Origin of the sequence: Aeromonas bivalvium, assembly GCF_046078285.1 — a bacterium.
Lineage (GTDB): Bacteria > Pseudomonadota > Gammaproteobacteria > Enterobacterales > Aeromonadaceae > Aeromonas > Aeromonas bivalvium.
Window position 1 is genome coordinate 804,532 of record NZ_JBGXBV010000001.1, and the last position, 12,218, is coordinate 816,749.

Genomic DNA, 12,218 nt, shown 5'->3' on the forward strand with positions numbered 1-12,218 from the left:
CCAAGCATGCCTTAGCCGTAACGACCCGTGATGTAATCTTCGGTCTTCTTCTTGGCCGGGGTGGTGAAGATGGTGTTGGTGTCGGCGTATTCGATGAGCTCGCCCATGTACATGAAGGCGGTCTGGTCCGATACCCGCGCCGCCTGCTGCATGTTGTGGGTGACGATAACCACGGTGAACTGGCTCTTGAGCTCGTTGATCAGCTCCTCGATGGTGAGGGTCGAGATGGGGTCCAGCGCCGAGGTCGGCTCATCGAGCAGCAGCACTTCCGGCTCGATGGCGATGGCCCGGGCGATCACCAGCCGCTGCTGCTGACCGCCGGAGAGGCCGAACGCATTGTCATGCAGGCGATCCTTCACCTCGTCCCACAGGGCCGCGCCGCGCAAGGAGCGCTCGGCCGCCTCGTCCAGCTGGCGCCTGTCGTTGATCCCCTGCAGACGCAGGCCATAGACCACGTTCTCGTAGATGGACTTGGGGAAGGGGTTCGGGCGCTGGAACACCATGCCGACCCGGCGACGCAGGGCGGAGACATCCACGCTCTTGTCATAGATGTTGTGGCCATGCAGCTGGATTTCCCCCTCGATGCGGCAGATCTCCACCAGATCGTTCATCCGGTTGATGCAGCGCAGCAGGGTGGATTTACCGCAACCGGACGGGCCGATGAAGGCGGTCACCTGGCCTTTGGGGATCTTCATGTTGACGTTGAACAGCGCCTGTTTGCTGCCGTAGTACAGGTTGAGATCCTTGACCTCGAGTGCGGTCTGCTCCGGGGTCAGCTTGTTCAGATCCAGGGACTTGTGCAGGGTCGGAGTCGGCGTCACGTTGATCATCTGTTACCTCTAAATCTTGTCTGGGGTGGCCGGGCGCTTGCCAGCGACCCTCATGTCATTGGTGCAGAAGATGGCGACCCCTCTCGGGCCGCGCATCTGCTACCTCACTCTTGTCTCTCTGGCCAGCCGTATCAAGGTGCCAGAGAGCGGCATGTCTCACGCAGGTGGTTGCGAATACCTGTGATGTCGGTCGGCTTGATGTCGTTCATATCTTGTCTCGACATCAGTCCAGGCCGCCGCATCAATGTTCCAAAGAGCGGAATTCCTCACGCAGGTGGTTGCGGATACCTGTGATGTCGGTCGGCTTGATGCCGTTCATATCTTGTCTCGACATCAGTCCAGACCGCCGTATCAATGTTCCAAAGAGCGGAATTTCTCGCGCAGGTGGTTGCGAATACCGATGGCCGTCAGGTTGAGGCCGACGATCACCGTCACCAGCAGGAAGGAGGTGGCATAGACCAGGGGCCGCGCCGCCTCCACGTTCGGGCTCTGGAAGCCCACATCATAGATGTGGAAACCCAGGTGCATGAACTTGCGCTCCACGTGTAGATAGGGGAAGTTGCCATCCATCGGCAACGTGGGAGCAAGCTTCACCACCCCCACCAGCATCAGGGGCGCCACTTCACCTGCCGCACGCGCTATCGCCAGGATGAGGCCGGTCATGATGGCCGGGCTCGCCATGGGCAGCACGATGCGCCACAGGGTCTCGGCCTGGGTGGCCCCCAGGGCCAGGGAGCCCTGGCGTACCGTGCTCGGGATCCGGGCCAGCCCCTCCTCGGTGGAGACGATCACCACCGGCAGGGTCAGGATGGCCAGGGTCAGCGCGGACCAGATGACGCCAGGGGAGCCAAAGGTCGGGCTCGGCAGCGCTTCCGGGTAGAACAGCTGATCCAGCGAACCACCGAGCGTATAGACGAAGAAGCCCAGGCCGAACACGCCGTAGACGATGGAGGGCACACCCGCCAGGTTGATCACCGCGATGCGAATGAGCTTGGTCAGGCCGTTCTTGCCCGCGTACTCGTGCAGGTAGACGGCGGCAACCACCCCGAGCGGGGTCACTATGATGGCCATCAGTATCACCATGAAGACGGTGCCGAAGATGGCCGGGAAGACGCCGCCCTCGGTGTTGGCCTCACGGGGTTCGCCACTGACGAACTTGCCTATCTGATGGAACCAGTGACCTATCTTGCCCAGCAGGCTCATGTCGTTGGGCCAGACCACATCCAGCACCCTGGACATGGGCATGGTCACCTGCTCGCCACGCATATCCTTGACCGTGATGGCGTCACGATCCGCCTGGCGCCTCAGCTCAAACAGCTCTTTTTCCAGCACCTGATAGTCGGCGTTGAGGGCATCCCGCTGGCGGGCGAGATCCGCCTTGACCTCATCGGTCAGCTCATCGTCCAGCTCGGCCTTGCGCTCCTTGAGGCGCAGCTTCTCGAGCTGATAGTTGATGCTGCCTATCTTGCCCTTTTGCAGATCATTGGCCTGCTCGGAGAGCCGGTTGCTGCGATCCAGCATCCGCGCCACGACCTGATGCAGATCCTGGTCTATGACCTTGCCATCCTCGCGCACCGAGCTGATGTAGCCATAGAAGTTGCCATTGGTGCTGCGCTCGAGCACCGCCAGCTCCTTGGGCTGGCTGCGGGAGAGGATGTCGGTCTCCAGCAACCAGCGAAAATCCAGCCCCACGAACTCGCGGTTGCCGGTCTTGACCAGATAGCGAGTCAGATCGGTGCGCTCCTCGCCGGCCAGGGCCAGGCCGGAGGCGCGCAGACGCTCCACCGGCACCAGCTCGCGATCGTTGATCTCGCCGATCAGCACGCTCTTGCTGCCGTCGGCACCCTGCACCTGCCACTCATAGATGGGGTGCGGCCAGAAGTAGACCAGACCACGCCAGCCGATGAGCAACAACAGACCCAACACGGCGACCAGACTCAGGCTGACGGCACCGCCCGTCATCCAGATCCAGGGGGCCCCTGATTTAAACCACTTACCCATTGTCGATTCCTTCACTACAGGGAACTGTATTTTTCACGCAGACGCTGGCGGACGAACTCGGCCAGGGTATTGACGAGAAAAGTGAACACAAACAGCACGAAGGCCGCGAGGAAGAGCACCCGATAGTGGGAACTGCCCACTTCCGACTCCGGCATCTCCACCGCTATGTTGGCCGCCAGGGTGCGCAGCCCCTGGAACATGGAGAAGTCCATGATGGGGGTATTGCCGGTGGCCATCAGCACTATCATGGTCTCGCCCACGGCGCGGCCAAGGCCCATCATCACCGCCGAGAAGATGCCCGGACTCGCGGTCAGGATCACCACCCGGGTCAGGGTCTGCCAGGGGGTGGCCCCGAGCGCCAGGGATCCCTGGGTGAGATGCTTGGGCACAGAGAAGACAGCGTCTTCGGCGATGGAGAAGATGGTCGGGATGACCGCAAAGCCCATGGCGATGCCAACCACCAGGGAGTTGCGCTGGTCAAACTTGATGCCCATCTCGTTGGTGAGCCAGCTGCGGGTATCGCCACCGAAGAAGGCATGCTCCACCGCCGGGCTCAGGGTCAGGGCCAGCCAGCCGATGAAGAGCACCACAGGAATGAGCAATACCGCCTGGCTCCCTTCCGGCACGCACTGCTTGAGCTTGCCCGGCAACCCATGCCAGGCCAGGGCGGTCAGCAGCATGCCCAGGGGCAGCATGATGAGCATCATGAAGATGCCGGGCAGATAATCCTCGACGATGGGGGCGAGCCACAGACCGGCCAGGAAGCCCAGGATCACGGTGGGCAACGCCTCCATGATCTCCACCGTCGGCTTGACGAACTTGCGCATGCCGGCGGACATGAAGTAGGCGGTATAGATGGCCCCCGCGATCCCGAGCGGCACCGCGAACAGCATGGCGTAGAAGGCCGCCTTCAGGGTACCGAACGAGATGGGGATCAGGCTCAGCTTGGGCTCGAAGTCGTTGCTGGCGGAGGTGGACTGCCAGACATACATGGGCTCGGGATAGCCTTCGTACCACACCTCCTGCCACAGGGCGGACCAGGTCACCTCGGGGTGCTCGTTCTCGACCGAGAAGGTCTTGATCTTATTGCCCTGTTGCAGCAGCAACAGGTTGTTGCGGGGGGAGATCGCCAGGCCGTTGAAGGCACCGCCGTCAATCTTCTCGCCGAGCAACCTGGATTCACCGGTGGCGTGGAAGAAGTTGATGGCGCCATCCTGGCTGCCGGCGACAAACCCCTTGCGAAACAGCTCGGGGGTGAGCTGCGCCACGGCGCCGTCACTCTTGAAGTCGCGGATGTAGGTGAACTCGCGCTTGCCCCCCTTGGCCACCTCGAACCACTGGGAGATGACGCCGTTGTCATTGCCCACCAGGATGGAGGAGGCCCCCGCCAGCAGCGCCAGCTGGGTGACGTTGGCATCCGGGGCATTGATGTCGAGCACGCTGCGCAGCTGGATGTCATTGAGGTTCTGGATGTCATAGACGGAGAGACGGTTGCCCGAGCGCACCAGCAGGATGCGCAGGTTGGGGGTCAACAGCATCTGATCCACCTGACGGGGCAGCGCCGGGATCGGGTAGCTCTGGCTGGTCCACTCCACCTCGCCCGAGATGAAGTTCTCCTCGCCGCTCAGCACCGCCATCACGCCACGGCCATCCTGGGTCAGTGCGGCCGCCACCATCTTGTCCTTGGCTGCCTCGAACACCAGCTGGCTCAGGGGCTTGCCCTCGGGATCCACCGTGATGGGCGCCTCACCGAACGGATAGGAGAGCTGAGGCTCAATCAGCCGCACGTCCCCCGGGTAGCTCACCTTGAACCTGGGCTCCACCACCAGGGCCTTGCCATCGCTGAAACCATAGGCGAGGTAGGCCTTGCCCGGGGTCGGGATCGCCACCGCGCTGATCTCGCCCGGCACCTGGGCCTGAGCGATGGCCTGCCCCACCTTGAAGCGGGCATCGTCTTGCAGCGCGAAGAAGTTGACCTCCCCCTTGTCGCTGAAGCGATAGCCTATCTCGTTTTGCTCCTCGACCCCAATCCAGGCGGTCTTGTCCTTGACGGGCAAGGAGAAAGTGGCGAGCGGCTCCATGGAGGCACCATTGAAGATGGGTTTCACCACATAGAGCAGATAAAAGAAGATGAGCAAGAGCGCCACCAGGACCAGGGTTCCCCCCGTGGTGACGCCATATTTGGCCAATGTGTCCTTGATCCGGCGCTTTCTGCTGCCCGCCATGATCAGGTGAATCGATTCCGATGACATGCAAAACCTCAATGTGAGCTAGGCTTGGCGGCATTATATGGCGGTTGCATGACAGTTTTGTTACATTGGGCGGGAGTTTATTGCGGCTGGAAAGCCGAGAGTGAAACGGTCAACTGGCTGAATAACAACATGAAATTGATGTTTCCTCCCCGATGACCACCCAGGGAGGAAAGCAGATGAGCCCCTCACCCCTGCCCGGGGGGGAGCCCTTCGACAGAGGGCCGGCTCCTTGCCGCCTTCTGCTCGGCGCGGCGGCGCTTGAAGAAGGCGGAGAGCTGGGCGGAACACGCCTCGGCCAGTACGCCACCGCACAGCGCCACCCTGTGGTTGTGGCGGGGGTCTTGCAATATGTTGAACACGGATCCCGCCGCCCCCGTCTTGGGATCCGTCGCCCCGAACACCACCCGCTTGACTCGGCTGTGGATGAGGGCGCCGGCGCACATGCAGCAGGGCTCCAGGGTCACATAGAGGGTGGTATCGAGCAGACGATAATTTTGCAGCCGCACGCCGGCAGCCCGGATCGCCATGATTTCGGCATGGGCGCAGGCATCGTGGCCGGTGATGGAGCCATTCCACCCCTCTCCCACCACCTCATCCCCCAGCACCAGTACGGCGCCGACCGGGATCTCCCCCATCTCCTCCGCCCTGGTGGCCAGGGCCATGGCGTGTCTCATCCAGATTTCATCCTGTGCAGACATCTCGGCGTCCAACGTCGCTCCCCTTTTTGAAAACAGCCAGTGTGAAAAAGATTGCTCGACAACCGGTCCGCAAGGCCGGTTGAAATGGGGGGCGATTATGCCAAATCCCCCCGGATTGCCCAAGAAACATCTGGGTTGCGCAATAAAGAAGCAGTCGGCATCTCTCTGATAAAAAAGGACTTGCGCCGAAAGGACCATCTCATTAGACTTCACCTCCGTCAGCCAAGGTTGACGCAGTCGGCGTGTAGCGCAGCCAGGTAGCGCACTGTCATGGGGTGTCAGGGGTCGGAGGTTCGAATCCTCTCACGCCGACCATCATTCCCCGAAAATAGCCCAGTCTCGCGACTGGGCTATTTTTTTGCCCGCATCAACGCGCCTCGATGAGCCGGAGCCACACCCGTAATACGGTGATCACTTCCCCCTTAGTGGATAGTCGCATCAAGGTCGGGCCACTTTTTGTACAGAACCGCTTGAGCCTTTGCCAATTAGCCGCTAGGATATGCGCCTTTGTGCCGGCACGCGCTGCAGGGATGCGGAAAAATTCGGGGTAAGGAAGCTCCCCACCGGCTTGCAATCTACCCAGAGGCAAGCAGACATGACCACCCAGCATCCCCCCCATACCCCCGCCCAGGAACCCGATGATGAACAGGTCGTTCGCCTCGACATCATAGATCTCGCCGAGCCCGATGAAGAGTATTGAGGGGACACGCCATCTCCCTTCACCCCCTTCTCGCCCCCCATTGCGGGGGTGCCCTTAAAAAAGTGTTATCTGTTGCATTAACGTGAAATAACAGTTCATCCTACTGATGCCGCCGTGCCTGGGCCCAAGACGTCCTCGCTGGCATCCGATACAAACCTACGTTATTGCGCTCCAATTCCGGACTTGTCCCAACGTCGGCTCCACCCGAGCGTCTTCCCCTCCCCCAGTTTTAAACAGAGCCTGTTTTCCCTTGCCAGACAAGCCCCTGGTCGGCCCGTGCCCGAGGCGACCCCATTCATACAGCCGTTTACTTTCAGCCTGGAGTCGAGTCGGGATCTCCCCTTGCATATGTAATAAAATTACGTAATTAGCAACAAAATCACCTTGACCAGGCACCCCAGCAGAGCAGTCGGCAACCGCCCCTCTCGCGAGAGCATATCCATCTAGCTTGAGCTTTTGCTCAACTCATTCAATCCCATAAAAAACATCAACTTAACCACCACATGAAAACATGCGTTTAAAAAAACAAGTTGACGTTACTGATTATTTTCAGCACCGTAACATCCATGTTACTTGCCTCTCTCGCAAGAACACTGAACAGGGATTCGACTTTAGTCGTAGTTATTGAGTTCTAAATGTAACTTTTCACAGGAGTGACCCCATGTCGGCACCGGCCCAGCCCCTCTGCAGCGATCGCCTTCGCATCCAAGGCCCCATGCAACCCGAGTATGCACAGATAGTGACGCCGGAAGCGGTGGCCCTGGTGTCGGAGCTGGTGGAACATTTCGCTCCCCAGCGTGAGGCCCTGCTCAAGCAACGCATCGCCCGCCAGGCCCGTATCGATGGTGGCGAGTTGCCTGACTTTTTGCCCGAAACCGCCCATATTCGCGATGGCGACTGGACGGTGCGCAGCATTCCCGCCGATCTGCAGGACCGCCGCGTCGAGATCACGGGGCCGGTCGAGCGCAAGATGGTGATCAACGCCCTCAACGCCAACGTCAAGGTGTTCATGGCCGACTTCGAGGACTCCCTGGCACCGGCATGGAACAAGGTGATCGAGGGTCAGATCAACCTGCGCGATGCGGTCAATGGCACCATTGCCTACCAGAGCCCGGAGGGGAAATCCTATACCCTGAACCCCAATCCCGCCGTGCTCATCTGCCGGGTCCGTGGTCTGCATCTGCCGGAGAAGCACGTCACCTTCGACGGTGAGCCCATCCCCGGCGGCCTGTTCGACTTCGCCCTCTATTTCCTGCACAACCACAAGGCGCTGCTGGCCAAGGGTTCCGGTCCCTACTTCTACATACCCAAGCTGCAGAGCCATCTGGAGGGGCGCTGGTGGAGCGAGGTGTTCGCCTGGACCGAAGACAGGTTCGGTCTGCCCCGCGGCACCATCAAGGCCACCGTCCTCATCGAGACCCTGCCGGCGGTATTCGAGATGGACGAGCTGCTCTATCAGATGAAGGATCACATAGTCGCGCTGAACTGCGGCCGCTGGGACTACATCTTCAGCTACATCAAGACCTTGAAGAACCATCCTGACCGGGTGCTGCCGGATCGCCAGGTGGTCACCATGGACAAGCCGTTCCTCTCCGCCTACTCGCGCCTGCTCATCAAGACCTGTCACAAGCGCGGCGCCCTGGCGATGGGGGGCATGGCCGCCTTTATTCCGGCCAAGGATCCTGCGGTGAATGAACAGGTATTTGCCAAGGTGAAGGCTGACAAGCAGCGTGAGGCCGACAACGGCCACGACGGCACCTGGGTGGCCCACCCCGGTCTGGCCGATACCGCCATGGCGGTGTTCAACGCCGCCATGGCGGTGGGCGCCAGCAACCAGATCGGCGTGCTGCGCGAGCAGGATGCCCCCATCACGGCCGCCGATCTGCTGGCCCCCTGCGAGGGGGAGCGCACCGAGGCGGGCATGCGTACCAATATCCGGGTCGCCCTGCAATACCTGGAAGCCTGGATAGGCGGCAACGGCTGCGTGCCCATCTACGGCCTGATGGAAGACGCCGCCACCGCCGAGATCTCCCGTACCTCCATCTGGCAGTGGATCCGCCACGGCAAGACCCTCTCCAACGGCCAGGCGGTCACCAAGGCGCTGTTCCGCCAGATGCTGGCCGAGGAGCAGGAGGTGGTCAGACGCGAAGTGGGCGAAGCCCGCTGGCAGGCCGGGCGCTTCTTGGAAGCGAGCGAGCTGATGGAAGAGATCACCTGCGCCGATACCCTGATCGATTTTCTGACGCTGCCCGGTTACGAGCGGCTCTGAATCACGGGCCCCGGAGGGGGCTCGCCAATAACAAGTCAATGGACACGTGAAATCAATGAAAGAGGGAACTGATATGGCACTGACCCGTGAGCAACAGATCCAGGCTATCGAGAAAGACTGGGCAGAGAACCCCCGCTGGAAAGGGATCAAACGCGGCTACAGCGCCGAGGACGTGGTGAACCTGCGCGGCAGCTTGCAACCGGCGCACACCCTGGCCCAGCGCGGCGCCGACAAGCTGTGGGAGCTGATCAACGGCGGCGCCAAGAAGGGCTATGTCAACTGTCTCGGCGCCCTGACCGGCGGCCAGGCGGTGCAGCAGGCCAAGGCCGGCATCGAAGCCATCTACCTCTCCGGCTGGCAGGTGGCGGCGGACAACAACCTCTCCTCCACCATGTACCCGGATCAGTCCCTCTACCCGGCCAACTCGGTCCCCTCGGTGGTGGAGCGCATCAACAACTCCTTCGCCCGCGCCGACCAGATCCAGTGGGCCAACAAGGTGGGGCCAGAGGACAAGGGCTTCATCGACTACTTCCTGCCCATCGTCGCGGATGCGGAAGCCGGTTTCGGCGGCGTGCTGAACGCCTTCGAGCTGATGAAGGGGATGATTGAAGCGGGCGCCGCCGGCGTACACTTCGAAGATCAGCTCGCCTCGGTGAAAAAATGCGGCCACATGGGCGGCAAGGTGCTGGTACCGACCCAGGAGGCGGTGCAAAAACTCGTCGCGGCGCGCCTGGCGGCTGACGTCTGCGGCACCACCACCCTGGTGATCGCCCGCACCGATGCCAACGCGGCGGATCTGCTGACCACGGATGCGGACCCCTACGATGCCGGCTTCCTGACCGGCGAGCGCACCAGCGAGGGCTTCTACAAGGTGCAGGCCGGCATCGAGCAGGCCATCTCCCGTGGCCTGGCCTACGCCCCCTATGCCGACATGGTGTGGTGCGAGACCGCCAAACCGGATCTGGACGAGGCGCGCAAGTTTGCCGAGGCCATCAAGGCCCAGTACCCGGACAAGATCCTGGCCTACAACTGCTCGCCGAGCTTCAACTGGAAGAAGAACCTGGACGATGCCACCATCGCCCGCTTCCAGCAGGAGCTGTCCGACATGGGCTACAAGTACCAGTTCATCACCCTGGCGGGCATCCACAACATGTGGTTCCACATGTACGAGCTGGCCTACCAGTACGCCCGCGGCGAGGGGATGAAGCACTACGTCGAGATGGTGCAGCAGCCGGAGTTCGCCGCTGCCGAGCGGGGCTACACCTTCGTGGCGCACCAGCAGGAGGTGGGGACCGGTTACTTCGACAAGGTGACCACCGTCATCCAGGGCGGCCAGTCCTCGGTGACCGCGCTGACCGGCTCCACCGAAGAAGACCAGTTCCACTAAGGTGATGGCTGGAGTGGTGTCGACAAGGTGACCCCTTCAGCCAGCGATCCAGGGCGGTTAGTCCTCGGTGACCGCATTAACGGGTTCCACCGAAGAAGACCAGTTCCACTGATCGCCCCATGACGCGAGCCATCTCGCTCGAGCAAAAACCCCGGCCTGGTGCCGGGGTTTCTTTTTGCTCGCCCCTCAAGGAGACGACACAGACAGGTAATCACCGTGGGCTCAGAGTTCGAGGATCTCTTTGACAAAGGGGATGGTGAGCTTGCGCTTGGCGCGAAAGGAGGCATTGTCGAGCTGATTGAGGGTGGTGAGCAGGGTGCGCATGTCCCGGGACAGGCGATTGAGCAGAAAACGGCCCACGTCGATGGGCAGTTTGAAGCCACGCAGCTCGGCCCGCAGTTGCAGGGCACTGAGCTTGCCTTCGTCGTCGAGCTCGTCGAGGTGGAAACTCACCCCCCAATCGAGGCGGGAGGCGAGATCCGGCAGTTGCAGCCCCAGCTTGCGCGGTGCGCTGCAGCCGGTGACCACCAGGGTTCCTTCCCCCTTCTCCTGCCAGCGATTGTAAAAATCGAACAGGGCCCGCTCCCACAGCGCGTTGCCGGCGATGGCCTCCAGACTGTCGAGGCAGACCAGGGGCAGGCTTTCCAGGGCATCGAGCATGCTGGGGTCGAGTTGCTCGAACTGGTCGAGGGAGAGGTAGGCGGCGGCGGCATCCCGGGCATTGACCTCGGCGCAGGTGGCATGGAGCAGGTGAGAGCGGCCCGACCCCTTGGCGCCCCAGAAATAGAGGAAAGGCGCACCCTGACCGATGGCGGCATTCTTGAGGGCCGTGATCAGATGGGCGTTGTTGCCGGGATAGAAACTGACGAAGGTTTCATCATCCGGGAGTTGTACGGCTAAAGACAGTTGGGCCGGTTGCTTCACTCGTTGGGCTTTGACTGTGACATTTGCGGGCTAGTGTAACATTGCCCGGCCCGATAGAGAACCGCCGGGCCCACGTCCGGCGGCCTCTGGGTCAGCGCTGCGACCATTGGTAGCGCAGGCTTCCCTCGGCAGGCAGAGGCTGCAACCTGGGCTCCAGCTCCAGGCTGCGGACGAGATCGGCCTGCTCCCCCTGCAAGGTGAGGGAGAAGTTCACCTTGTCCCCATCGAGCTGGCCTATGGTGACCTGGCTGACACTGGCCATGCCCTGCAGCAGCTTCTGCAGGCTGATCATCTCATCTATGCCCTGCACCCCTTCCACCAGCAGGGTCTGGGTCGAGCTGGTCGCCCCCAGGCGAGCGCCGTACTGCTCTACCAGCCAGGCAGCCAGGCCGTCGACAAGCTGGCTGGCCACCTCCTCCCGGGAGCCTTGCGCCTCCCCCCGGGTCAAGGGTTCGGCCGCGCCCGACTTGGGACCATAGAGGGTCCAGCTCAGGCTCCACCCCTCCTCCCTGGCCACCAGCTGGCCCAGCAACACCATCTCGGCGCCGTAACGCTGGCTGGCCTTGAGGATGGGACCGGCGAAGCGGCCCCAGACATCGGTGGCACTGACCGCCATGCTGTCATCCAGATCCATCAGCGGAATGCTGACCGGCAGTCCCAGCATCCGGGCCTGGCTGCGCAGCGCCGTTGACCAGCCATCGCCGGACTGATCCGAGATGATGCGCCGCTCGGCGCCATCTTCCACCAGCCAGAGCGCCAGCTGCGGCCGGGCCGGGCCCAGCAGGGCGTAGTCGCTGGCCGCGATCAGGGCATTGACCTTGGCCGGGATGAAGCTTGCCTTGAGCAGCTTCACCTCCCCCTCGTCCTGATAGCCATAGCGCTGCACGAAGGCCTTGGGATCCGCCAGCGCCTTGACCACCTCGGGCTTGTCCACTATGTCACGCTTGCCGCTCACCTTGATCAGCACCTGGGCCAGGGCCTGACCCTGAGCCGCCTGCATGTCGCCGCTGGTGGGCGCCACTCCCTGATAGAGATCATCGAGCTGGGCGGCCCCCACGGCGCAGGCAAACAGGGCACCACAACAGGCGAGCAGGAATTTGAACATGGGCAAGGACTCTCTGGCAAAGATGGAATAGCGCCATGGTAGCGGCAAGCCA

8 protein-coding genes and 1 tRNA gene are annotated in these 12,218 nt (G+C 61.9%); 3 read left to right on the plus strand and 6 right to left on the minus strand.

What is annotated here, in order from left to right; genetic code table 11:
• Positions 1–11: 11 nt before the first annotated feature.
• The 4 genes from pstB to tadA all read right to left on the minus strand — a co-directional run bounded on the left by pstB (position 12) and on the right by tadA (position 5,781).
• The gene (pstB, locus tag ACEUCR_RS03685) at positions 12–830 is read right to left on the minus strand and encodes a phosphate ABC transporter ATP-binding protein PstB (protein WP_392442303.1); all 819 of its coding nucleotides are present in this window, start codon (positions 828–830) and stop codon (positions 12–14) included.
• 351 nt (positions 831–1,181) lie between these two features.
• Positions 1,182–2,831, minus strand: a complete 1,650-nt coding sequence (gene pstA / locus ACEUCR_RS03690) for a phosphate ABC transporter permease PstA (RefSeq protein ID WP_041998271.1) — start codon at positions 2,829–2,831, stop codon at positions 1,182–1,184.
• Positions 2,832–2,845: 14 nt separating this feature from the next.
• A complete protein-coding gene (locus ACEUCR_RS03695; RefSeq protein ID WP_408746290.1) occupies positions 2,846–5,083 on the minus strand; it encodes an ABC transporter permease subunit in 2,238 nt (745 codons plus the stop codon).
• Positions 5,084–5,268: 185 nt separating this feature from the next.
• Positions 5,269–5,781 carry a tRNA adenosine(34) deaminase TadA gene (gene tadA / locus ACEUCR_RS03700; protein WP_392442820.1) on the minus strand — a complete coding sequence of 171 codons (513 nt, stop codon included), beginning with the start codon at positions 5,779–5,781 and terminating at the stop codon, positions 5,269–5,271.
• Positions 5,782–6,019: 238 nt separating this feature from the next.
• On the opposite strand from tadA, the gene ACEUCR_RS03705 reads away from it, so the two are divergent.
• The 3 genes from ACEUCR_RS03705 (at position 6,020) to aceA (ending at position 10,137) form a co-directional block, all read left to right on the plus strand.
• Positions 6,020–6,096, plus strand: a tRNA-Pro gene (locus ACEUCR_RS03705).
• Between the two features lie 1,046 nt (positions 6,097–7,142).
• Positions 7,143–8,750, plus strand: coding sequence for a malate synthase A (gene aceB / locus ACEUCR_RS03710; RefSeq protein ID WP_408788106.1), 1,608 nt, complete (start codon positions 7,143–7,145; stop codon positions 8,748–8,750).
• Between the two features lie 73 nt (positions 8,751–8,823).
• A complete protein-coding gene (gene aceA, locus ACEUCR_RS03715; protein WP_111873563.1) occupies positions 8,824–10,137 on the plus strand; it encodes an isocitrate lyase in 1,314 nt (437 codons plus the stop codon).
• Positions 10,138–10,359: 222 nt separating this feature from the next.
• Here aceA and hda read toward each other — a convergent pair whose 3' ends face one another.
• Together hda and ACEUCR_RS03725 are read right to left on the minus strand one after the other, a co-directional pair.
• A complete protein-coding gene (gene hda, locus ACEUCR_RS03720; protein ID WP_041998276.1) occupies positions 10,360–11,061 on the minus strand; it encodes a DnaA inactivator Hda in 702 nt (233 codons plus the stop codon).
• A 91-nt stretch (positions 11,062–11,152) separates the two neighbouring features.
• On the minus strand, positions 11,153–12,166 hold the full coding sequence (locus ACEUCR_RS03725; RefSeq protein WP_408788109.1) for a DUF2066 domain-containing protein: 1,014 nt from the start codon (positions 12,164–12,166) through the stop codon (positions 11,153–11,155).
• Positions 12,167–12,218 lie beyond the last annotated feature (52 nt).